The sequence below is a fragment of the Haloarcula terrestris genome (assembly GCF_031624315.1).
GTDB classification, from domain to species: Archaea; Halobacteriota; Halobacteria; order Halobacteriales; family Haloarculaceae; genus Haloarcula; species Haloarcula terrestris.
Genome location: NZ_JAMQOM010000018.1, coordinates 13,885 through 37,805, shown reverse-complemented (window position 1 = coordinate 37,805; position 23,921 = coordinate 13,885). Strand labels below are relative to the sequence as shown.

19 protein-coding genes and 1 pseudogene are annotated in these 23,921 nt (G+C 59.2%); 9 read left to right on the top strand and 11 right to left on the bottom strand.

Annotation, left to right across the window (positions count from 1 at the left end; all coding sequences use genetic code 11):
• A partial coding sequence (locus NDI54_RS19910; protein WP_310898118.1) for an NAD(P)/FAD-dependent oxidoreductase occupies positions 1-661 on the bottom strand: 661 nt, incomplete at its 3' end.
• A 322-nt stretch (positions 662-983) separates the two neighbouring features.
• Here NDI54_RS19910 and NDI54_RS19905 point away from each other — a divergent pair.
• From NDI54_RS19905 to NDI54_RS19895, 3 genes are all read left to right on the top strand, one after another.
• The gene (locus NDI54_RS19905) at positions 984-1,442 is read left to right on the top strand and encodes a universal stress protein (RefSeq protein WP_310898117.1); all 459 of its coding nucleotides are present in this window, start codon (positions 984-986) and stop codon (positions 1,440-1,442) included.
• Positions 1,443-1,915: 473 nt separating this feature from the next.
• Positions 1,916-2,734, top strand: coding sequence for a sugar phosphate isomerase/epimerase family protein (locus tag NDI54_RS19900; protein WP_310898116.1), 819 nt, complete (start codon positions 1,916-1,918; stop codon positions 2,732-2,734).
• 96 nt (positions 2,735-2,830) lie between these two features.
• The gene (locus NDI54_RS19895; protein ID WP_310898115.1) at positions 2,831-3,634 is read left to right on the top strand and encodes a sugar phosphate isomerase/epimerase family protein; all 804 of its coding nucleotides are present in this window, start codon (positions 2,831-2,833) and stop codon (positions 3,632-3,634) included.
• A 69-nt stretch (positions 3,635-3,703) separates the two neighbouring features.
• Here NDI54_RS19895 and NDI54_RS19890 read toward each other — a convergent pair whose 3' ends face one another.
• The 5 genes from NDI54_RS19890 to NDI54_RS19870 form a co-directional block, all read right to left on the bottom strand.
• Positions 3,704-4,792, bottom strand: coding sequence for a Gfo/Idh/MocA family protein (locus tag NDI54_RS19890; RefSeq protein WP_310898114.1), 1,089 nt, complete (start codon positions 4,790-4,792; stop codon positions 3,704-3,706).
• A gap of 134 nt (positions 4,793-4,926) precedes the next feature.
• Positions 4,927-5,760: an ATP-binding cassette domain-containing protein gene (locus NDI54_RS19885; protein WP_310898113.1), complete on the bottom strand. Its 834-nt coding sequence runs from the start codon at positions 5,758-5,760 to the stop codon at positions 4,927-4,929.
• 121 nt (positions 5,761-5,881) lie between these two features.
• Positions 5,882-7,414 (bottom strand): ABC transporter permease, encoded by a 1,533-nt coding sequence (locus tag NDI54_RS19880; RefSeq protein WP_310898112.1) that lies wholly within the window; start codon positions 7,412-7,414, stop codon positions 5,882-5,884.
• 254 nt (positions 7,415-7,668) lie between these two features.
• On the bottom strand, positions 7,669-8,922 hold the full coding sequence (locus tag NDI54_RS19875) for a substrate-binding domain-containing protein (RefSeq protein ID WP_310898111.1): 1,254 nt from the start codon (positions 8,920-8,922) through the stop codon (positions 7,669-7,671).
• Between the two features lie 121 nt (positions 8,923-9,043).
• Positions 9,044-10,141, bottom strand: coding sequence for a Gfo/Idh/MocA family protein (locus NDI54_RS19870; RefSeq protein WP_310898110.1), 1,098 nt, complete (start codon positions 10,139-10,141; stop codon positions 9,044-9,046).
• 218 nt (positions 10,142-10,359) lie between these two features.
• Here NDI54_RS19870 and NDI54_RS19865 point away from each other — a divergent pair, with 218 nt between their 5' ends.
• The gene (locus NDI54_RS19865; protein ID WP_310898109.1) at positions 10,360-11,163 is read left to right on the top strand and encodes an aldo/keto reductase; all 804 of its coding nucleotides are present in this window, start codon (positions 10,360-10,362) and stop codon (positions 11,161-11,163) included.
• A gap of 113 nt (positions 11,164-11,276) precedes the next feature.
• Here NDI54_RS19865 and NDI54_RS19860 read toward each other — a convergent pair whose 3' ends face one another.
• Together NDI54_RS19860 and NDI54_RS19855 are read right to left on the bottom strand one after the other, a co-directional pair.
• Positions 11,277-12,344, bottom strand: a complete 1,068-nt coding sequence (locus tag NDI54_RS19860) for a 2,3-butanediol dehydrogenase (protein ID WP_310898108.1) — start codon at positions 12,342-12,344, stop codon at positions 11,277-11,279.
• Between the two features lie 109 nt (positions 12,345-12,453).
• Complete coding sequence (locus NDI54_RS19855) at positions 12,454-13,689, bottom strand: mandelate racemase/muconate lactonizing enzyme family protein (protein ID WP_310898107.1); 1,236 nt, start codon at positions 13,687-13,689, stop codon at positions 12,454-12,456.
• Between the two features lie 381 nt (positions 13,690-14,070).
• On the opposite strand from NDI54_RS19855, the gene NDI54_RS19850 reads away from it, so the two are divergent.
• Positions 14,071-14,868 (top strand): HpcH/HpaI aldolase family protein, encoded by a 798-nt coding sequence (locus NDI54_RS19850; RefSeq protein ID WP_310898106.1) that lies wholly within the window; start codon positions 14,071-14,073, stop codon positions 14,866-14,868.
• A 144-nt stretch (positions 14,869-15,012) separates the two neighbouring features.
• Here NDI54_RS19850 and NDI54_RS19845 read toward each other — a convergent pair whose 3' ends face one another.
• Positions 15,013-16,515 (bottom strand): CoA-acylating methylmalonate-semialdehyde dehydrogenase, encoded by a 1,503-nt coding sequence (locus NDI54_RS19845; protein ID WP_310898105.1) that lies wholly within the window; start codon positions 16,513-16,515, stop codon positions 15,013-15,015.
• Between the two features lie 100 nt (positions 16,516-16,615).
• Between NDI54_RS19845 and NDI54_RS19840 the strand changes: the two genes are divergently transcribed.
• Together NDI54_RS19840 and iolM are read left to right on the top strand one after the other, a co-directional pair.
• The gene (locus NDI54_RS19840; protein ID WP_310898104.1) at positions 16,616-17,401 is read left to right on the top strand and encodes an SDR family NAD(P)-dependent oxidoreductase; all 786 of its coding nucleotides are present in this window, start codon (positions 16,616-16,618) and stop codon (positions 17,399-17,401) included.
• Between the two features lie 83 nt (positions 17,402-17,484).
• Positions 17,485-18,639 carry a scyllo-inosose 3-dehydrogenase gene (gene iolM / locus NDI54_RS19835; RefSeq protein ID WP_310898103.1) on the top strand — a complete coding sequence of 385 codons (1,155 nt, stop codon included), beginning with the start codon at positions 17,485-17,487 and terminating at the stop codon, positions 18,637-18,639.
• Between the two features lie 90 nt (positions 18,640-18,729).
• On the opposite strand, the gene NDI54_RS19830 is transcribed toward iolM, so the two are convergent.
• Entirely contained in the window at positions 18,730-20,469 is a 1,740-nt protein-coding gene (locus NDI54_RS19830; protein ID WP_310898102.1) for a thiamine pyrophosphate-binding protein, read from the bottom strand.
• Between the two features lie 77 nt (positions 20,470-20,546).
• Positions 20,547-21,524, bottom strand: a complete 978-nt coding sequence (locus NDI54_RS19825; RefSeq protein WP_310898101.1) for a TIGR03557 family F420-dependent LLM class oxidoreductase — start codon at positions 21,522-21,524, stop codon at positions 20,547-20,549.
• 277 nt (positions 21,525-21,801) lie between these two features.
• Between NDI54_RS19825 and NDI54_RS19820 the strand changes: the two genes are divergently transcribed.
• Positions 21,802-22,566 carry an IclR family transcriptional regulator gene (locus NDI54_RS19820; RefSeq protein ID WP_310898100.1) on the top strand — a complete coding sequence of 255 codons (765 nt, stop codon included), beginning with the start codon at positions 21,802-21,804 and terminating at the stop codon, positions 22,564-22,566.
• A 274-nt stretch (positions 22,567-22,840) separates the two neighbouring features.
• Positions 22,841-23,552: pseudogene (locus tag NDI54_RS19815) on the top strand (transposase); the annotation flags it as partial.
• Positions 23,553-23,921 lie beyond the last annotated feature (369 nt).

Sequence of the window (23,921 nt, the reverse complement as noted above, 5' to 3'; positions counted from 1 at the left end):
CGCCGATGAACTCCCCGCACTTGATGTTCACGTCAGCGGCTTCCAGGCGCTTGCGCAGGGCACCCTGGAGTTCCGGGTCGCTGTTTGGCAGCACCTGATCCAGGCCTTCCACCAGATGGATGTCGATAGGCGCGTTGTGTTCGTCACGGAACTCGGCGACCTCCCCGGCGGTCTGGATGCCAGAGAGACCAGCGCCGCCGATGACGACCTGCGCGGGGTCGTTCGTCGAGGCCTCACGAGCGGCCTGCTGAATGTTGTCGTGAATCTCCAGGGCGTCGTCGAGACTTTTGAGTGTCAGAGCGTGCTCTTCGAGCCCGCCGATGCCGAAGAAGGCCGTCTGCGACCCCAGGCCCACCAGCAGATAGTCGTACTTGACCGCATCGGACTCGGCGAGGTCGACCTTCTGCGCCTCGGTGTCGATGCCGACGACCTCGTCCTGAATGAACGCCGTCGAAGGCTGTTTGATCTCGTGAACCGGGATGGCGATGTTCTCCTGGACGCTCGGGTCCCGAATACAGCGGTGGGACTCGTGCAGCACCAGATGATAGTCCGTCTCAGAGATCCAGGTGACATCCGCCTCACCGTCTAATTCATCCTCCAAGCTCTTGACCGTCCCAGCACCCGTATATCCAGATCCTGCTACGACTATGTTCTCTGTCATAGGTAGCTCTCCGGAGGCATCTGATACAAATCCTTTGAAATCGTTGTATCATAGTGCTTGATTCTGTCTTGTTGACTAGACTTTCGATACGACGATTCCTCCGTGCTGGTCAAGCGTACGAGGTGGAGAATATATTTTTCTCAGGCGAGATATAGTTGATAGTAGTACATATCTCAATAGTATTTACGTTCCATCCCCGAATTCTCGAACTCGATATTACACGGGCTCGAGGCAGTGGACCGGCAGTCTGTCGATCACTCCGATAAGAGCAGTATATAGTGACAAGCACAACAATTATTGTGGCGGTCATCAAACAATATGTATGTCGAATTCAGTAGATAACGTCCTACTCGCTGTCGGAAAAAACGATAGAGACCACGTTGAGCGGCTCCTAGATGCCGTAATCGCAGTCGCAAAACCTGCAGACGCGACTGTGTATCTGTTACACGTGTTCACTAACGACGAGTACGAGCAACTGATGGACGACCTGGACCTTGATCCAACCTCTGGAGCGCTACAACCGGACGAGTTGGCGTCCCGACACGATAGCATCAAAACACCGGCTGTAAAACTCTCTGAACTGGGGATCGACTACGAGACCCGGGGCGTCGTCGGAAACCCCGACACGGAAGTCGTCCGTATTGCGGACGAACTCGATATCGATCAACTGTTCATCGGCGGTGCGGGGCGGACGCCGACCGGCAAAGCGGTGTTCGGCGACCATGCACAACAGATTCTCCTGAATGCGAACTGCCCCGTAACGTACATCCAGCGGGAATAAGAGACGATCCTGGCCACTATTTTCTTGCTGATGGGGCTGTGAGATGCCGGTTTGGAAACCACCCTCTCGGAGCGCATTGGAGACGATGCGGATTGCCGAATAGTCCTCCTGTCGTTCGTATCTTCCGAACGAAATTTTGCCACAATACTGAATGAAACAGCTGTGACGCTCTATTATAACACATGTACTACTATTATTCCAAATCTAAATATCGTTCGTCTCCTCCGAACAGCCATCTTCAATATTGCAGGTACGCTCCGAAGGAAAGGTCCATAATCCTCTGAGGAGACAAATCTCACTATCTGGCGTCTATCCCGTTCGGGAAAGACGAATAGACAATGGAGAGGCCGGTCGGAATGGAAGTCGAGAGGATCAACAGTTTAGGGATTCGATGACCTCCACGATTGAACGGTGTAGACAGTAGCCGACATCGGTCCCCAATTTATATGTCTGTCTGGGGAGTGGGGACTGGTATGGGAGTCGGATACACGACTATCATGTACGGCGAGGAATCGCTACTGGATGGAATTGCCGATATCGGAGCCTGCCGCTACGATGGCGTGGAGACGAGTCTTGGGGAGATCGACGCCGTCGGCGCGGACGCGTTCGAGGAACAGTTGGACGCCTACGACCTTGACCTCTACTGTGCAATGGGCGAGTGGCTCGAAACGCAAGGTGCGGCCGACCGTATTACGGCCGGGGCGGAAACGGCTGCCGACCTCGGCGCACCGTATCTGGGTATCCTCCCACCGCACCGAGGGACAACCGACGACGCCGACTTCGAGCGGTGGCTGGGGGAGATCTGTGACGCTGCGGCCGATGTCGATATTACGCCAGTCCTGCACCATCACGGCGGGACCCGCGTCGAACAGCTCGACGAAATCGAAGAATGGCTCGACCGCGCCCCGGATTCCTTGGGACTGCTCTGGGATACGGCCCACCACTATCCGTACGACAAGGGCAACCCGGAAGGTGACCTGTCCGAGGGTATCCGACGGTTCGCTGACGACATTGAGTACGTGCACCTGAAAGACGTCGCACCGGGTGCGGGCTTCGATGACCATGTCGCCGCGCTGTCGGAGGGGAAGTTCCGACTCGACACCGTGTTCCTCTACTACAACGCCTTCACCGACCTCGGCGAGGGTGTCATCGACTTCGCCGCCACCCATGATGCACTCGAGGAAATCGGCTACGACGGACACATCACGATCGAAATCGAGAACCAGACGAAAGACCCGATTGCCCACGCCAAGGAGAATCTCGACTACTGGTGGGAGATTACCGGCCAGTAGTCGACTGGACTAGATCGCATCGGTGACTCCAGCGTACCGGAATCGGCGCAGCTGTGTACAAAACGTTTTGTTCCTGGCTGTGTGAGATGTACCCGTATGGGAATCGGATACGCGACCATCATGTACGACTCGGAGGCTGTCGTCTCCGAGGGGATAGGCGATTTCGCAGCGTGTCGGTACGACGGTGTCGAAATCGGACTGGGAAAGGCCGAAGCCATCGGTGAGGCGAAACTGCGCGAACTACTCGACGAGTATGACCTCGATCTTTACTGTGTTATGGCTGGCTGGCTCAATACGGAAGAAGACCTACAGGCCGCCGTCGACGGCGCGGAACTAGCCGGCTCGCTGGGGGCGAACTTCCTCGGGATCTTGCCGCCGCCTCGGGGCGTCGTTGACGACGACACGTTCGCCGACTGGCTCGACCGGATCGGAACCGCTGGGAAGGAAGCCGGTGTCACACCAATAGTGCACCATCACTTCGGCGCACACATCGAACAGCCCGAGGAAATCCGGCGCTGGCTGGATGAGGGACCGGACAACGTAGAACTGCTGTTCGACACGGCACACTACTACGCCTACGGCGACGTCACCGAGGGGATCGAACGGTTCGCAGACGATATCGCGTACGTCCACCTCAAGGATATCGATCCCCCAGCAGAGTTCGAAACTCACGTCGAGAACCTCACCGCTGGCAAGAAAGACTACGACAGCATTGTCAACTACATCTGGGCGTTTACGGACCTCGGCAAGGGCGTTATCGACTTCAGTGAGGTGTTCGAGACCCTGGACGAAGTCGGATACGACGGCCATCGGACCATCGAGATCGAGAACCAGAAGGACCATCCGCTGGTCCATGCCAAGGAGAATATCGACCACCTACGGTCGGTTACTGACCGCTGAGTGGCGTCAGACCCCTTCCAAATACGACCACTTGTACTGAAGAAATTGACCGTACCGTTCGGTGTAACGTTACATTCGTGGGTCGCCGACCAGTTCATGCCCTTGGAACTCACGGAACAGGTCGGCGATGAGTTCCACGTCACGCTGTGCGTCGGTCGGTGTGGTCCGCGGAGTAGCGTTCCCCTCGACACACTCCTTGAAGTACTCGAGTTCGCGCTTGAACGCCTCGTCGGCCGAGGGCGTGTGAATTGTCTCCTCGGTTTCCTCGGTCCCCTGTTTGACACGAACATCGGCCGGGGTGTTCTTGATGAACGCGTTCGAAAAGCCGATGGAGACGGACCGGTCCGGGGCGTCGACCTGAATCCGCTCGTCATACCACATCCGGTCGGTGGCACCCGATTCCAGCATGCAGCGGAGGTCGCCCTCGTACCGGAGCTGTGCCGTCAGATACTTCCAGTCGCTGAATACGTCGACATGATCTATACCTGTGACGGAACCGAATACGCCGCGGAGCGCGTTCACGTCGTGGCAGATGCTCTCCAGGTGGTAGCCGTAGGCGCGAGTGAGGGTGTTGTCATCGGTCCCGATAGCCGCCTCGCACTGACGCTGTCGCGCCGCCATGCTTTCCTCGATGAACGCATCGTCGAGGTCAGCCTGGACGAGGTCGTAGGTGTCCTCGAGGACCGAACCGACATCTGGAGGAATGACGACGCTGGTGGCGAGATCGATCTGATCGATGTCCTCGACCAACTCAGCGAACCGCTGGAAACCGGGGTCGTATCTCTTCATATACCCGACCATGCAGTCGACGTCAGCGGCGTCAGCGACTTCGACAACGCGCTCTGCGTCCTCGGGCGTAACGGCGATGGGCTTCTCGACGAACGTGTGGAGCCCCGCTTCAAGTGCCGAGATAGCGAGGTCTGCGTGGGTCTGCATCGGTGTTGCAATGACCACACCGTCGAGATGGTTCTGTTCCTCTTCGATGAGCGTCTCACTGTCCTGGTAGCGGTTCGGAACGTTGTATCGGTCGCCAAGCGTTTCGGTGGTGTTCGCTCCTGGGTCGGCTAACGCCTCGATTTCGATGTCCGGAATCTCGGCCAGATACGGCAGATGCATAATCTGGGCGATACTCCCGGCTCCGATCATTCCGACTTTCATGACATACGAGAGTGGGAGAGACATTCACAAATAGGTTTCCCTCGGAAGGGCTATTTCTCCTCCAAGAACTCCTGTTCGGGATGGTACGAAGACGGGAGATAGAAAAGCAGGTGTCAAACTGTCCGGCGACGGCGTTACTGAATTGCGCCGGTCATGCGACCGACGAGGTCCTCGCGGTCGATGGTGCCGTCGTTTTCTAGTTCTGCGACGAGACTTCCGGAGCGGAGCACGGCAACGCGGTCCGCTACGTCGAACACTTCCTGCAGGTTGTGGGTGATGAAAATGACCGTTTTCCCGGACGCCTGGAGCTCTTCGATCAGGTCCAGAATCTTCTGTGAGCCCTCGACGGACACCTCCGCGGTTGGCTCGTCGAGGATGACGACTCTCGGGTCCGAAATGAGTGCCCGAGCGACCGCAACGGCCTGTTGCTGCCCGCCCGAGAGTTCCTCCGTCACTGCGTTAGGGTCGATCTCGAAGCCGATCTCGTCCAGCGCTTCAATCGACCGCTCTTCCATATACTCCCTGTCGATACGGCGGAGGAGCTTGCCTCGAAGCCCGCCTTTCGTCGGTTCGCGACCCATGAACACGTTCGAGGCCACGTCGTGTTGCATCGACAGCGACATGTCCTGGAACACCGTCTCGATACCGGCCCGCTTGGCCATCGACGGCGAATCGAGGACGATGTGTTCGAGCTCGCCGGTCTCCTCGTTACGCATTCTAAACGTCCCGGACGTAGCCGGAATAACACCGGAGAGAAGCTTTATGAAGGTCGATTTCCCAGCTCCGTTGTCACCGACGATAGACAGGACCTCGTTGTCTTTTATCGAGAGGGAGACGTCTTCGAGCGCAACGACGCCGCCGTAGTGTTTCGAGACGTTCTCCACGGAGAGGATAGTGTCCTCGTCCGTTCCCGCACCGGCGGGCGTAGTCATATCTCCATCTACTGTCTGCTCGTCTGCCTTTGACATGAGGGAAGAGTCGACATCCACCATTATAAATGTGGTGGGTTATCCTGGATTTAATGCCCCGTTGCGATGGTCGGTTCTGAGAACAAGAGTGCTTCGAGAACTGAATGAAACGCGCCGTCAGTCAGTTAACGGCCGAGATCTGTGTGAGAGTGAAGGCCACGACCAGCGCCCAGAGGATGACAGTCATCACGACTGACAGCGCGGCGTTCCGACGACTGACCTCGTGGAGTATCTGGGTGGAACTGTAGAGGAGATACAGAGATGGGAGGAACACGAGTGCCGCCGCCACCGCGACAACTGGCATGACGAAGTCCCATCCAGCGAGCAGGATCGGCAGGAACAGCAACACGGCCGGGGCGAAGCTGTAGATAACTCCCTGGAGCGTGGTGTCGAAGTCGCGCCGCGTCCCGATGATTTTCACGGACGCGTGCAGGAAGACGGCGGTCAGTAGGAGCAGCCCGGCCATCGACATGAACGTCACAAGCGGGAGCGTCCCGAGCGCGGCGACACCCGGGCTCACGATAGCAAAGGAAAAGCCCCAGCCGACGGCGAAATCAACGACAGTTATCGCAACCAGCGTCACAAATGTAACGATAAGCGTCCCGATGGTCGCAAACATGAGCGGCTCGTCGATGCCCTGCACATCGCTTCGTACGTACTCGAAGAAGCCGCTCGTATCGCTGATAATCTCTTTAATCGGATCGATGTAATCGTCAGTCAGGTACTCGATGCGAACGTCCCGGCTCAGCACCTCGATCAACACTGCCGAGATGATGAAGATGCCAGTGAAAACCTGGAACAGCCGCACGCCCAGCCCCGCGAGCACGAGGATGTTCTGTGTCAGTGCGAACACGAGCGCACCCAGGAACGTGCCGGGCATCGACCCTTCGCCACCGAAGAGGTTGGTCCCGCCGATGACGACGCTGGCAATGACGATCAGTTCAGTTCCCTGTCCGGTCGACGGCGATACGGCCTGCGTAAAGGCTAGCTGGCCGATCCCGGCAAAGGCCGCGAGTAGCGCGACCAGCATGAAGTTGATAATCTTCACGTGGTCGGTCTTGATACCGGTTCGCTGGGCGCTCTCCTGATTCCCGCCGGTGAACATCGAGCGGTAGCCAAAGGCGGTCCTGTTGAGGACGTAGTAGCCGAGGACGAGGAACGCGATAGTCCAGACAATCTGGATCGGGAACTGCTGGAGCAACGCAGGCCCAGAGGCCAGTTCCGCAACGCCCCCGATGTAGAACAACAGGTTGGGATAGTTGTCGCTGCCTATCGTTGCGGTTTGCCCCTGGAGAATAACGAGGTTCGCGCCCCGAAGCAATGTCAGCGTCCCGATAGTGACGATAAGCGACGGAAGCCCGAGTTTGGTTATCATCAGTCCCTGGAACAGCCCGTACAGGGCCGCAAACAGGAGCACCAACAACACCACGAACAGAATGGGGTAGCCGGTCCCATACATGGTCGCTACCAGTGCGCCACAGACAGCCATCAACGACCCGACCGACAGATCGAATTCGCCGGAGACCATCAGCATGGTCATCCCGTATCCGATGATGGCTGTCACCGCGGTGTTCCGAACGATGCCAACCAGATTGTCTGTGCTGAGGAACACGTCCGCCCGGACGATTGTCCCAAGCGCCAAAAGGACACTCACTGCGAGTATCGCCCCGACCTCCCGACTCTGTAACAGTCGTGATACGCTGCCTAATCCACTGTCTCTTGATACTGAGGCATCAACCTCTGCCATACCTGGTCGAACGCATTCACCAATTATAAAACATTGGTTTTACGGCATATATCGAGTGGCTATACGAGCGGCTGACAGCCTCCCAAAGGGAAAAATTACAGCGATAAACCAACGGTAGACAACCGTCAATAGTGTCTGCAGGGGTACGGGGAACAGTTGGGTCAGTAGTTGTTGTCCTGCCAGCTCTGCAAGTCGCCCCACGATCCGGAACGACGCCGGGCGAAGTCGAGGTTCGATTCGTCGATGACGGAGATCCCGGTGTTGAAGTCCTTCATTGGAACACCACGCTCCATGTAGTTCCACATCATGTTGACCGGCATGCTGCCTTGGCTGTACGGGTCCTGTCCTGCGGTGAAGTCGATAGTTCCCTTTTCGATCCCGTCTAACGTCGGTCCGGGGAGGTCGAAGCCACCGACCGTCATCTCGTCTTGCAGGCTGTTGTTCTCGACGAGGCGTCCGCCGGCGATGGCGCCCTGGAGGGCAGTCCCCAGGATGAGATTGATATCTGGGGTGGAGCTGTACTTCGTGTCGACGCGGTTGATTGCCTGCGACAGGTCCCCGCTAACGTTCAGCGTGTCTAAGACGGTTACGTTGTCCTGTGCTTCAAGTGCCATCCGAATCCCTTCCGCACGTGCGGAAAGCGCCGGGTGGTCCGGCGCGGAGGTCGTCGGCAGTGCGACGATTTCCCCGTCGACCTTTTCCGTTGCTCGCTCGTACCCAGTTTGGCCGACTGCCACGCCGGCTTCGACGAACTTCTGGCCGACGTACGGGATGACGGTACCGAACGTATCCATCATCTCGCTGTATTGGCCCGAGTAGACGCTCGTGTTGAACGAGGCGACCGGAATGTCGTTGTCAATGGCGTTCTGGATCGGGCCGGTGTACTGGTCCTTGTTCAGAATGCTCGTCGCGATAGCGTCTTCGCCGTTATTGAGCCGCGATATCGTCGTGTTGAGTGTCTCTATCTGCTGGGCCGGGTCGTGGCTCGACGGACCGATGAACTCGCCCGTCCATCCGACGTTGTTCAGCGCGTCGTTCATTCCGACGATGATGCCGGTCATGAACTCGTCGACGACGTGCGTGACAAACACCATCTCGCGTTCCTCGTGTGTCGGGTTCGCGAGGTCCATGCTGTCGGCGGTGGGCGGGGGGACGAGCGGGACTCGGAGTGCTGTTGGAAGCGAGTCTGAGCCGCCTCCACCGTCGCTCTGGCCACCGGAACCGTCGCCACTTTCGCCGTCTGTAGATTCCGTTGGTGTCTGGCTGTCAGACCGGAGCCCACCACAGCCGGCCAGCGCGGAAAGGCCACCTGCGATGCCGACGGCGCTCATCTGTTTCATCAGATTTCGCCGTGAGACGCCGAGATCGATCGATACTATCTCGTCACCGTGTTCGGATGCGTTACCGTCAGGCATACACTTCACCATTGGTGAACAGGTAAATAAGTATTTCTATTAATCATCTATGTTACTGGTTGCACAGCTTGCGCACTGTCGAGAGAAGCTTCTTGGAATCCTCTCGCTGTCGTCCGCACTGTCAGACGTATACTCGCTCACCACGCTCGTCGCTCTCCCGTATGCCCTCAACCACGCGCTGAACGTCGACGCCGTCCTCGAAACTCGGTCGGTACTGTTCACCATCCCGAATGGCGGTGAGAAACTCGTAGTTCTCATGGACGAACGTGTGCTCCCAGCCGATGATATGACCTGCTGGCCACCAGCGGTCCATGTAGGGGTCATCGTCGTCGGTCACCAGAATCTGTTGGTAGCCGCGGTCGTCCGACCCCTTGACCTGGAGTTCGTTGAGTCGCCGGAGCGAGAACTTCAGCGCCCCCTCGGACCCGTATATCTCGATAGCGTTGTCGGCCTTTCGCCCGGTTGCGATCCGAGACCCCTCCAGAACTCCCTCCACACCGTTCTTGAACTCCACGAGGGCCGAGTACTCGTCGTCGGTCGTCACCGATCGGGTCCCGTCGCCGTCGGGGTCGGGTCGCTCCGTGACCTGCGTCACCAGTGAGCCACTGAGGCTCTCGATATCGCCGATAATCCAGCGAACCAAATCGATTGTGTGCGAGCCCACGTCACCCACGACACCAGTCCCGGACACGTCCGCGTCACAGCGCCAGTTCCAGGGCAGGTTCGGGTCGGCCAGCCAGTCCTGCAGACAGCGCCCCTTCACGCGGTAAATCTCGCCCAGTTCACCTTCGTCGACCAGTCGCTTGGCCAGTTGGATCGCCGGGACGTAGCGGTAGTTGAACCCCGTCGCGGCGACGGCGTCGCTCTCGCGGGCGGCGTCGCGCATCTCCGTCGCCGTCTCGATGTCCGGCGCGAGCGGCTTCTCACACATGACGTGTACGTCCGACTCCAGGGCCGCGATGGTCGGCTCGGCGTGGACGTGGTTCGGCCCGAGGTTGTAGAACACGTCTACCTCGTCGACCACGTCGCGCCAGTCGCTCGCCGTTCGGTCGAAGCCGAAGCGGTCCGCCGCGTCGCTGACGGCCGCCTCGCTTCGACCGATGAGGACGTCACGGTTCGTCGCCGGCGCGTCGGGGAAGAACATCGGCAAGCGCGTGAGCGCGTTTGCGTGTGCCTTCCCCATAAATCGGTAGCCGAGGAAGCCGATGTCGAGGGTCATGCGGTCACCTCCGTTTCACCGCGAGCGAACGCCATTGGTTGTCTGACACATGTGCGGTACGTCTCTGACCAATTCAATTGCCAGCGAGTCCCGTTAGTGTGGGGCGCTATGTGCATCGAGTGAAATCTCAACAGCGTACAAAATAAAGATTTGGAGAAGCCAAACGTGAGTCTACCGAAGCCGATACCACTATACGACTCGCATCTATATCGGCGGATATGCTCGAAGGCGAAACACGCCTCGGACTCGGGACGTACACACTCACCGACGCGGACGGCGTCGAGACGATTAAAGCGGCCATCGAACACGGCTACCGCCACATCGACACCGCCCGGCTCTACGGGAACGAAGCGGAGGTCGGCGAGGCCATCGCCGCCGCCGATGTCGACCGTGACGACCTCTTCGTCGCAACGAAGGTCGCACATTTCGAGGAGCCAGAGAAGACGACCGGGTACGTCGAGCGGGCCATCGACGAGAGCTTCGAGAAACTCGGCCTCGACCGCATCGACCTGCTGTATCATCACTGGCCGCGCGAGCAGGACGACATCGAGACGGTTCTGCCGGTCCTTGCGGACCGCGTCGCCGACGGTCAGGTCGACAACCTCGGCGTGAGCAACTACACCGTCGACGACCTCGAACTCGCCGACGAACTGATCGACCGCCCCATCGACGCGCTCCAGGTCGAGATGCATCCGCTACTCCAGCAGGATGACCTCCGGGCGTTCCTCGCCGACACCGATACCGATCTCGTCGCCTACTCGCCGCTGGCCCAGGGCGAGGTATTCGACGTGGACGTCATCTCCGAGGTTGCGGCGAAGCACAGCGTCTCGGAGCCGGTCGTCTCGCTCGCGTGGCTACTCTCGAAAGAGGGCGTGACGGCGATCCCGCGGACGAGTTCCGTCGACCACCTCCGCGACAATTTCGGCGCGCTAGACGTCGAACTCGACGCCGAAGACGTAGAGCGGATCGACGCTATCGAGCGAACCCACCGCTGTGAGGACCCCGACTGGATGACCTGGTAATCGCCGGCAGTTCGGCCCCGGTGGTTTTTCTCCCCGCTACAGGCGTTGAGACGGGCTTTATACGTTTGTTTCGCCTGTTAATTCGGCCGACTACGCGAGGCTCTCGACCGCGGTCATGGTTCGACGAGGATCTTGACGTGGCCGGTGTCCGGCGAGCGTAGTTCCTCGATGCCGTCCTCGACGAGCGCGTCCAGTCCGACCCGCCTCGTCACGAAGGTATCCGCTTCGATGCCGCCGTCGCCCAGCGACTCGATGACAGCATCGAACTCCGTCCAGAACGACCGCGGCGGGAAGCCATAGCAGTACGTGCCACGGAGGGTCCGCTCGCCCGTGACGATCCCCTGGAGGTCTACACTCGTCGTTCCACTGGTCATACTGCCGACGGTGACACAACCGCCCCGGCGCGTGCTCTCGATAGCGGCGTTGACTGCCGGGGCGACGCCGGCGAACTCGAACGAGGCGTCGACGCCGCCGTCAGTCGCGGTCGTGATTTGCTCCACTGCGTTGGACTCAGTCGGGTCCACAGTTGCATCAGCGCCAAGTTCGAGCGCGACCTCACGCCGTGCCGGGTTCGGCTCGGAGGCGAAGATACGCTTCGCGCCTGCTTCGTCGAGCGCCCGGATGACCGTCAGCCCGATCGGGCCACAGCCGAAAACCGCAGCGGTGTCGCCAGCGCGCAGTTCCGACCGGCGGACCGCGTGGAGGCCGACGGCGAGCGGTTCGACGAGTGCGCCTTTCCAGACAGACACATCCATGGGGAGCCGGTGGACCTGCCCAGCCGGGACGACGGCTTCCTCGGCGAAGCCACCGGCCCCGGTCTGGAGGCCGACCGCCAGCACGTCCGCACAGCGGTTGTAGGCTCCGTCCTCGCAGTAGCGGCACTCGTCACAGGGAATGTTCGGATGGACGGCGACAGGGGCCCCGACCTCAATGCCGGTCACGTCGTCGCCGACCTTGCTGACGGTCCCGCTGAACTCGTGTCCGATGGTGATCGGCCGGCTCGCCCCCGACCGGGGATGTGGGGCTTCCGGCGTGTACTCGGCGTGTTCGTACTCGTGGATGTCCGTGCCACAGATGCCACAGGCCGCCACGTCGATCCGTACGTCGGTCGGGCCGACCGGGGACGGCTCCAAGTCGTCGACCCGTACGTCGCCCGCGCCGTAGAAGCGCGCGGCTCTCATGGGTGTCGCTCCGCAATGGTACTCGATTGCATGCCTGTTGAATGTCTCTCTCGGGAGTGTGCTAACCCTTTCGGTCAAAAACGCATCGGCATCCGCACGCACCGCGTCACTACTCCTTGCGGTGGCGCTCGACGACGTCCCAGTCTAGTTCGATACCAAGGCCCGGCGAGTCGGGAACCTGGATGCGACCGTCCTGAATGAAATCCTCGTCGCGATCGAGGAGGTCTTCCCACCATGGGACCTCCCGTGCGTGGTACTCCAGCGCGACGAAGTTCGGAACGGTCGCACCGACGTGTGCCGTCGCGGCCGTGGCGACCGGGCTGCCGATGTTGTGCGGGACGAGCGCCTGGTAGTACGCTTCGGCCATGTCGGCGATCTTTTTGGTTTCGGCGATGCCACCGGTCTTCGGTATGTCGGGCGCGAGGAAATCGACGGCCTGGTCCTCGATGAGGTCGCGGAAGCCGTGGCGGCCGTAGCGGTTCTCCCCGGTGAGGATAGTGGCCTCGACACGCCGTTTGAGTTCCCGCATCGCATCCGTATTTTCGGGCGGGAGCGGGTCCTCGATCCAGGCAAGGTCGTAAGGTTCAAGCGCGCGACAGAGCCGCTCGGCCGTCTCCGGGCTGAAGTTCCAGTGCAGGTCAACTGCGATTTCGGCGTCGTCGCCGATCTCTTCCATCACGGCCTCGACGACGCGCTGCTTGTGGTCGATCTCCGGCGGGTCGAAATGGCGCGACAGCGTGTCAATCTCCCGGCCCGACGGCACGTCGAGGTCGAACTTGACGATGTCGAAGCCGTCCTCGACGGCGGCACGGGCGGCCTGGGCGTAGGCCTCCGGCTCGTAGGTCTCCTCTTCCTGACCTTCCTCGGCGGACTCGACCATCGCCTCGCCGGCGTGGCAGTCGGCGTAGACCGCCACTTCTTCGCGGACCTTCCCGCCGAGGAGCTGATACACCGGCTGGTTGAGGAGTTTGCCCGTCGCGTCCCACAGCGCGAGTTCGACGCCGCTGATGGCGATAGTGCCGACGCCCTCCTGGGAGCCACGCCCCGAGAGACTCTCGCGCATGAGGTTGTAAAGCCGCTCTACGTCTGTTGGGTTCTCACCGACCAGTACGGGTCGGAGGTAGTCCGTGATGATTTCGTGGACTCCCGGGGACGGATAGGCCTCGCCGATGCCGGTAACGCCCTCGTCGGTCTCGACGGTGACGATAGTCCACGGGAAGTTCCCGTCGATGACCAGCGTGTTCAGGTCGGTAATCTCTGCCGGTGGGCCGTCCGCGCGGCGCGGCGTCTCGTCGAAGTCGGCCCACATCGTCGCTGCGAGCTTGGATGCGAAGTCTTCGTACATTGTTTGTCAGTTTTTGTGGTTCCACACCGTCTGCCGGCGTGGACTGGAACGGTCGTAGTGACTGCGTGTTCCGCCTCGGCAACCCGATACCATCCGGCACGACTGGACCGCGACGGAACTGGCACACCGGATGATACCGAGTCCCATCGTTTCTGGTATCTACGTTTGTCCTGTTATAAGTTCCGATGCATGGAGATAGTGTCTGTACACACGTGCCGCGTTTCGTCGATGACCGGAAGTACACAGGTGGCAACGTATGCGTCGTGTACCCGTATATTTTTATACCTCCAATCGAATATTTATGATAGATTCCCAAGTAACGCCAGCCGCTGATCAGTGGCGAGACGTCCCCCATCAGTCACTGGCGGCCATCAATTAGACATGACTCATCTCAAAGACACAATCGAATCGGCCGACAACCCATTCGGGACCTGGATATCGGTCGGTCACCCAACAATAGCGGAGGCAACGGCGCAGTTAGATCTTGACTTCGTCCTCGTCGACATGGAACACACGACGATGGACCTCGAAACGGTAGAGAGCATGGCACGCGGCGTCGACGCCGCGCCCGGCGACACGGACATGATCGTCCGCGTCCCGTGGAACGACCCGGTCCGACTCAAGCGAGTCATAGACATTGGCGTCGCCGGAGTGATGGTTCCGATGATAAGCTCCGCCGAAGAGGCCGAGGAACTCGTCCGCTCGTTACGGTATCCACCGGACGGGATTCGCGGTATTGCCGGTAGTCGGGCGACACGTTACGGGAAGAACTTTGAGGAGTACGTCACGAACGCGAACGGCTCCATCCTTACCATCGCTCAAATCGAGACGGAACAGGGCATGGAACACGCTCAGGAAATCGCCAACGTGGAGGGTATCGACTCGCTGTTCGTCGGCCCAGCCGATCTCTCGGGCTCGCTCGGAATGTTCGCGGAGTGGGATTCGTCGAAGTTTGACGATGCTGTCCAGTCCATCATCGATGACAGCCACGCGGCCGACGTGCCCGTCGGAACGCTGACGACCGACATCGGGGCCGAGGCAATCGAGTCCCGGGTCGACCAAGGTTTTGACTTCCTCATCGCCGGCAAGGACGTGGCCCTGCTGATGGACAGCGTCGAAGTGGCTATCGACAACTATGCCGAAGCGCTGGACAAGCCGGTCTCCGCCTCCGACGACTGACCGCGCCACAGACCCGACAGCCAAAACTGGCCGTATCTCATTCTGTGATTGCCGACCGGAGAGTCGATGCTGATCGATTCTCGAACCGAGTTCACAGACGCAGAAGAGACAAAATAGTGGAGCTGGGGTCGCAAGCCGCGGATTTCAGTGACTGTAGTACCGCTCGATGGTGATGGTCTTGTCCGTGTAGAAGTTGATCGCGTCCTCGCCCTGGGCGTGGAGGTCCCCGAAGAAGGATTCCTTGCGCCCGCCGAAGTGGAAGAAGCCCATCGGCGCACAGACGCCGACGTTGATGCCGATGTTGCCGGCGTCGACCTCGTAACGGTATTTCCGGGCTTCCGCGCCGTTTTCGGTGTACAGCGAAGAGGCGTTACCGTACTGAGTGCTGTTGACCATCTCGATGGCCTCGTCGATGTCGTCGGCCTTCGTCAGGGCCATCACCGGGCCGAAGATCTCGGTCTGGGTGATGTCCATGTCGGTCGTGACGCCTTCCAGTAGCGTCGGCCCGAGGAAGTTCCCATCGGGGTAGTCCGGGTGTTCGAAGTCGCGCCCGTCGACCACCAGGTCCGCGCCCTCGTCAACGGCGTCCTCGACCATCTCTTTGACGCGTTCGGCGGACTCGCCCGTGATGAGCGGGCCAACATCGGTGTCCTCGTCGAGGCCGCTACCGACTGTCAGGTCATCGACGGCGTCGAGAACCTGTTCGCGGAGCGGCTCGTAGCTGTCGCCAATACCCACGACCACATCGTTGGCGAGACAGCGCTGGCCGGCGTTGCCATACACCGAACCGATGACGTTCGGGATCGCCTCCTCCAGTTCAGCGTCCTCGGAGACGACGGCGTAGTTCTTCGCGCCGCCCTGGGCCTGCACACGCTTGCCGTGTTTGGCGCTGGTCTCGTAAATGTGTCGCGCGACCGGGGTCGATCCGACGAAGGAGACGCCCTCGATATCCTCGTGTTCGAGGAGCGCATTGACCGTGTCGACGCCGCCGTTGACGAGGTTGACGACGCCGTCCGGGAAGTCCACGGCGTCGATGGCCTCGTAGATGATCTGGGAACTCAGCGGGACTTTCTCGCTGGGCTTGAGAACGAACGTGTTGCCCGTGGCGACGGCGTAGGGCAGGAACCACAGCGGGATCATCGCCGGGAAGTTGAACGGCGTGATAGCTGTGAACACTCCAAGGGGCTGTCGGATAGCGTGTTCGTCCATGCCGCTGGCGACGTCCTGGACGTTGCCGCTGCCCTCGCGCAGCATGTTCGGAATCCCCGCTGCGACCTCGACGTTCTCGATGCCGCGACGGATTTCACCGCGAGCCTCGTCCAGTGTCTTCCCGTGTTCGCGTGTCAGCGCCTGCGCGATGTCCTCCTGTCGGTCCTCTAGTTCAGATTTCAGGTCGAAGAGGTACTGGACGCGCTCGACCGGCGGCGTTCGGGACCACTCGTCGAACGCCTCGCTCGCCGTCTGGACGGCCGCATCGACAGTCGCCTCGTCGGAGAACGGCACCTCCGCCAGTGTCTCGTTCGTCGCCGGATTGACAAGCGGTTGTCCGTCATCGCTGTCGACGGACACCCACTCGCCACCGACGTAATTTTCTACAGTATCGGGTACTGCAGTCGCCGCTGGCGACTGCTCTTGCTTGCTCGTCATACAAGATACACCTCTCGGTCCACCCATAAATGTGTTACGCCACCGCTGGAGACCGCTCACAAGCCGGACCATTCTTACGGTTCCATTCACAAGGCGTGGTATGGGGTCTGTTACGTACGAGTACGACGACGAGACAGTGATCGTTACCGGCGGAAGCTCCGGAATCGGGCGTGCTATCGCACTGGCGTTTGGAGCTGCGGGAGCGACGGTCATCAACGCCGACATCACGCCGCAGCCAAAGGATACAGATTCAACGGAACCAACCCACGAGGCTATCAAAACCGATGGTGGGACGGGCAGCTACGTCGAGACTGACGTCTCGTCACGGACCGAAATCGAATCGGTTGTCGAGGCGGCTCGTGAGTTTGGCGGTGTCGACGTGATGGTCAACAACGCCGGCTGGTTCACCCGCGGCGACCTGTTTTCGGTCGACGAGGAGACCTTTGACCGGATTCACAGTATCAACACGGGTGGGGTTTTCTTCGGCTGTCAGGCGGCCGCCGCGGACATGCGAGATAGGGGTGAGGGCGGAACCATTGTCAACACCGCGTCGATCAGTTCGACACATGCCCAGGCAGACCAGATCCCCTACGATTCCACGAAGGGCGCGATCAAGATGATAACCCAGGGTGCAGCGATTGAACTCGCTAAGGAGGATATTCGTGTCAACGCGGTCGCACCGGGGCACATCGCCACCGAGTTCGGGTCCGGTGCGGAGCAGAAAGAAGACTCCGTCGCGGCCGGTGACCTGGTGAAGCCGATACCGTTAGACCGCCCGGGCTACCCCTCGGATATTGCGCCGGTGGTCCTGTTCCTAGCCAGCGACCAAGCAGACTACGTGACCGGCGAAACCGTCTACGTCGACGGCGGGTGGCAGACGTTCTGAAAGCGTCGCCACAGCGCCGGTGGTCCGTGTCACATAACCGAGAACCCAGTACAATTATGACCCGGTAGTCTCATTGGTAAACTATGCGTGCCTTAGTGCTCGATGCGGAGTGGAATCCGAAAGCAAGTTACGACCTGTCCGAGGACGAACAAGAGCAACACCGCGCGATGAACAGCGCTAACGTCTGGCAGAACCCCGAACTGCGCGTCGAGGAGCGGGAACGACCCGAACCCGACAAAGACGAGGTGCTCGTCCGCGTCAAATACGCTGGTATCTGTGGCAGCGACGCCGCCATGACCGAAACCGACGACGACGGCTACATGCACTACTCGGCGTACACGCAGCTCCCGAACGTCATCGGTCACGAGTTCTCCGGCGAGGTCGTCGAGACCGGCGACGACGCGGACCTGTTCGAGGCCGGCGACCCCGTAACGGCCGAAGTCACGGACTACTGCGGCCGGTGTCAGATGTGCCGCCAGGGCTTTCACGGCCACTGCGAGAACTTCGAGCAGATCGGCTTCACCCTCGACGGCGCGTTCGCGGAGTACGTCACCGTCCCCGAAAAGATCCTCTGGGGCGTTTCGGAGCTTTCCGAGCAGTACGAGGACGAGGACGAACTGTACCGGGCCGCCGCCACAATTGAACCCAGCACCATTTCGTTCTACGGGCTGTTCGGGCGGGCCGAGGGCATCTGGCCCGGTGACTACCACGTCTACCACGGTGTCGGTCCGATCGGCCTGACGGGAATGAACGTCTCTCGAGCGGCGGGCGCGGGGAAGGTCATCGCGTTCGAGCCCTCTGACGAGCGACGCGCCATCGCAAACGAACTCGGATTCGACCACGTCTACAATCCGATCGAGACCGACCCCGTAACGAAGGTCAACGAGGTGACCGGCGGCGAGGGTGCGGACGTACACGTCGAGACCAGCGGTGCGGTCGGCGCGACCTATCCGGTTATCGAGGGTACGCTTGCCGAACAGGCCAACGTCGTTCACATCAGCAACGCCGGCAGCGACCCTGATATCGCACTGCGAAAGTACCAGGGCAACAGCGCACAGATCTACGGCTCGGAGGGGCACACTGGGCAACAGGTCTACCCGCGCACTATCCGATTGATGGCGAGTGGCCAACTCGACAACCTCCCGATGATTACGTCGACCTACGACCTCGAAAATGCCGACGAGGCCGTCTCACAGGCATGCAAGCGCGTTGACGGCAAGGTCCTCATCGAAGTATAGAACGGACTCGCAGTTTTTCGTAGCGACAGGCTTCCAAGAGCCACAGTTACCTCTTAGAAGCACTCGGTGTCCAGAAAAGAACCGTCGCGGTTACTCTTCGAGGTCCGCGAGGTCCCATTTGCCGGTGATGATCGCACCGGAGTCGGGGTTGTCCGGTTCGACGACGGCTTCGACGAACGATGGGCCGTCGTAGGCGAACGCCTCTTCCAGAACACCGGTGAGGTTCTCGGGCTTGACGACGCGCTCGGTGAAGCCGACATTGAATGATTCGGCCATATCCATGAAGTCGACCATCGTCTCGTCGTCGAACTCCGTGTCGATGACACGGTCCCAGCCGTACTTGTTGACCTGCAGGTTCCGGATGGACTTCCAGCCGTTGTTGTTGACGACGACGTAGTTCACGTCGATGTCGTGTTCGACGGCGCAGGCGACCTCCTGGTTACACATGAGGAAGCTACCGTCGCCCTCGAAGTCGACGACCGTCCGATCAGGGTTCGCGAGCTTCGCGCCGATGGCGGCTGAGACGCCCCATCCCATGGTCGAGAAGCCGCCACAGGAGATGTTCGTCCGAGGTTCGTACACCGGGAACTCGGGGTTGATCGTCTCCTGGGGCTGGCCGGCGCTGGTGACGATACTGCCATCCCGGGGGAGCACTTCGCGGACCGCCCTTGCTACGCGAGAGATGCTCATCGGTACGTCGTCGTTCTCCCAGCGCTCGTCGACCTGCGCCTGCCAGTCCTCCCAGAGCTCCTGGATCTCGTCGTAGTACTCGTTGTTCTCCGTAGAGACTGGATCGAGGCGGTCCTGAACCGCGTCCGTGATCTGACTGGTGACGACCTTCGCGTCACCCTGGATGCCAACCTCGACCGGGTAGTTTTTCCCGATCTCCTGTGGGTCGATGTCGACGTGAATTAGTTTGCTCGGTGGGATCTCGAAGCTCACACCATCCTCGAAGGAGGAGGTGTGCATATCGGTGAACCGACAGCCGACGGCGAGGATCACGTCGGCGTTCGCCGCGAGTTCGTTGCCGGCCGAGGAGCCAATCCAGCCTGCGTTCCCGACGAACAGTTCGTGGTCCTCCGGGATGATGCCCCGAGATTGGAACGTCGGAATGACGGGGGCCTGGAGGTGTTCGGCGAGTTCTTGCACCTCATCCCAGGCCTCTGCGAGCATCGTCCCGCCGCCGGGGACAATGACAGGGCGGTCAGCCTCGGCCAGCAGGTCTGCGGCGTCTGAGACTGTGTCGGGGTCGCCACCGGGTCGACTATGGGGGCGGTGCTCTGTAGGTTCTGGGAGTTCCACGTCCGCCGCAGCACCCTGTACGTCCATCGGGACGTCGATGTGGACTGGGCCGGGGCGACCGGACAGTGCCGTCTGGAACGCACGACGGAGGATGCGCGGAAGTCGTTCAACGTCGTCGACGACAAAGCTCTGCTTCGTGACCGGTTCCATCACGCTCGGGAAGTCACCGGGTTTCTGGCGCTCGATTTCTTGGAGAATCCCCTCGCCGTATTCGTGAGTCTGGGGCGCACCAGTGAAGATGACCATTGGAATCGAGTCGACGTAGGCCGTCGCCGCTCCAGTGACGGTGTTTGTCGCACCCGGCCCGATGGACGTGAATACGGCGAGTGGGTTGCCACTCGCGCGTGCGTACCCATCAGCGAGGTGTGTCGCTCCCTGTTCGTGTCGTGGCTGGATTACCTCTACCTCGGATTCGTTGAAGGCGTCCAGCAGGTTCGTGCTCCCGTGGCCGGGAATGCCCACGAGGTACTCGACGCCCTCCTTTTCGAGATATCTGGCGATAATTTCGCCACCGTTCAGTCTTGGCATCTCATCAAGAATGTACACGCGGGATTTATTAAACGTTCCCCCACACGTGTCACGCGTTCCCCCGAGAGTCGGTACGCCTACAGCGTGGGAATAACCTCGTCGCCCATCACTTCGAAGAACTGCGCCGGGTCAGGACTCGTGTTGCCAAGCGCGATACGGTCGAACCCCATCTCGGCGTACTCCTCCAGCTGGGCGGCGATGGTCGATGGATCATCGGCGATGAGGAACTTCGCCTCGATTTCCTCCTCGGTGGCTTTCTCCCCTTCCTGTTCGATTTCTTTCGGATTTGCCATTGCCCGATCGAAGACGTTCTGGGTTGTCGCCCACCATGGGCGTGTGGCGGCCCTGGCTTGCTCGAAGTCCTCGTCGTAGGATGCGATCACCAGCAGCGTTGTCTCGATGCTGTCCGGGTCTCGGCCTTCCTCTTCGGTGTAGCGTCGGATAGCCGGATACAGGCGTTCTGTGTATTCTTCGCCCTTCTTGACTGTGATGAAACCATCGCCGTACTCGCTGGTCAGCGAGGCCGTCGTCGGGCCGTTGGCAGCCAGGTGGATCTCCGGGCGCTCCTCGGGCATCGTGTACAGTTTCGCGTCGTCGACCTCGTAATGGTCGCCCTCGTAGCTGAAGAAGTCGTCCGAGTCGTACAGGCCGTGGATAATCTCTAGGGTCTCCTCGAGACGGTCGCGTCGCACGGAATACTCTGGCCACTCATGGCCGAGAGGTTTCTCGTTCATTGCCTCTCCTGTAGAGAGCCCAAGAACGACCCGTTCGTCGTGCATTTCCTGGATCGTGGCGAACGCCTGGGCCATCATCGCTGGATGATAGTGCTCGCCCGCAGGTGTGACACACGTCCCAATGGGGATGTCGATACGCTCAGTCGCAGCCCCGAGCCAGGACCACGCGAACCCCGCTTCCGCATCGGTGTGGAACCACGGATGGAAATGGTCTGATGTCCAGATGAAGTCGAATCCGTTGTTCGAGGCGAGTTCAGAGTACTCCAGAAGCTCCGACGGACTGTACTGCTCCTGATGGGCCATGTAATCGATTGCGACCATGGTATCATCCGATTGTAGGTTCTGGGTAATATCAGTTTCCCCATGCTACATGTGAAACAGCCGTCTTGCAGCGCCAACCACCCCAGTTCGGCTCTCTCAAACAGCTGTTTGAAAAACAGAGATTCGAGCTATCAATTAACAGATGTGGGACCCACTCCGAGGAGATGTGGACCTCTAGGTGGGATATCAGCAAGAGGATCGTTTGTCACTCCCGAACATCCTCATATGTTCGTGGCTTACGAACAGTTTTAAGATGGATGCAACGCAAACAATTGGTATGGCAACCCACGACAGTTCAAGGACGGTTGACGCGGTCCAAACGACACTCGATATTATAGAACTTCTCTTGGAACGGGACGGTGCTGGAATTACTGAAATAGCTGACGAACTGGGCCGGTCAAAAGGTACGATACATGGGCACATGTCTACGCTCTACAAGAACGAGTACGTGATTAAAGAGGATGAGATGTATCGACTGAGTCTCCGTCACCTCGAACTCGGTGAGACGGTACGGGATCGATTGCAGATATACGATGTCGTTACTGAGGAACTCGATGATCTCTCGGAGTCCTGTGGGGAACTCGCTCAGTTCGCAATGCCCGAACACGGACAGGCCGTATATATCTACAAGAGCGCCGGCGAAAACGCAGTCCAGTCCGCATCCTCACCAGGGAAACGGGAATACATGCATTGTCTCTCCCTGGGCAAAGCGATGATGGCATATATGTCCGAGTCACGCGTTTACGAAATCGTTGACCGCCACGGCCTTCCGAAGTATACTGAAAATACGATTACAACCAAAGAAGAGCTGTTTGCTGAACTTGAAGACATCCGTGAACGTGGGTACGCCTTCGATCGAGAAGAGAAAATCCAGGGACTCCGATGTGTCGCTGCACCGGTTACGACAGAAAATGAAATAATCGGTGCTATCAGTATCTCTGGTCCCGCGAGTCGGTTCGAAAGCGAATTTTACGAGAAAGAGTTGCCCAGTATGGTTACGCGATCAGCGAACGTCATCGAAATCAATTCCCAATTCTCTTAACAAACATATCTGTTTGGATAGAGCGAACGTACAAATTGACAGGTGTCACAAATTCTGATTCAACAGCGGTATCCTCTGGATTGGACTAACATTTGTACGGGTGTTATGATAGGAACGGTTGTCTATTATAACGGCGCTATCTCGGTCTTCGTGTCGATGCTGCAGCCTTTGTGCATCTTTGCACAAGAGAGGATATTTTCGTAGGCACCTTTTGTACAAGAGCCGAGGATGCCCTGCTCGATATCCGAGCCGATCTGGAACACGAGTGCATTAACCACGGTATCTCTTTCACGGCTTTCTGCACTGTTACTACGAGTATGTCTACGGCACGTGTCCGGTAATACGAGAACTTCAGAACGGCCTTGTCTGGTATACTGCGGACTCGACATACTCCATCGATTCGACACATGTTGAGGCGATCCAGTACAACGACGCGGCGTCATGGAACTACGATCTAACGGCTGAAGAGTACTACTATGGCTTCGGCTGTACGATTGTCTCGACCGACCCAAAGATACCGATTGCAGCGGAGTTCACACAGGCCAAACAAGCAGATCAGGAGACGACGATGCGCGTCACGCGTGATGCGCTCGCCGTCGATACACCCATATGGATGCTTGGAGACACCGCCTATGACATCCTCGAGTGGCACGACCTCTGCGACTAGCAGGTGGTCGTGCCAATCGCCCCATACAATCCGCGAAAAACTGAGGACCCGAAAGACATCGAGTCAAGGGTCGAAGACCGCATCGAGGAACACAGTGAGGACGTGCAGCTGAAACAATCCATCTTGGACGAGTCGTACAACTACCGGTCAGGAGTCGAACGAACCAACAATGCAGTCAAGGACTGCGGCCTCGGGTACGTCCGCGCCCGAGGCCGCGTCCACGCACGAACAGAAGTTTTCCTTGCGCTGTGTCTTCGGCCCGTCATTGCCAATCACCAACTACGAGCGAGGAAATGAACTGGGCTGTGAGAAGCTATGAGATGGATTCTGTGACACGCTCAGGATTAGTCTTGACTCGGCTGTTACTGGAAAGGTGATTATGCTAAGAGGCAAGACAAGGACATTACATCACCCTCCAGTTCCCCAATAGTGTGAGTCCGTTACTGTCGATATTCATTCCCAATCCGAATTAGCGTGTCGCTAGTCTAACAAGATAACAGGCGTACTGTTGTTATATCTATGGCAGCGGAACGGGATAGGCACGTATTGATTGTTCACTGGGATTTTGGACATGAGTATCCCGCGTAGCAGCATCGTTACCAGTTCACAATCCATAACGGCCGTACGATTATTATTCATCTCGCGTCTGGAGTGCAGAAAAATCGGTACCCAGGTGTCTCATTCTTTT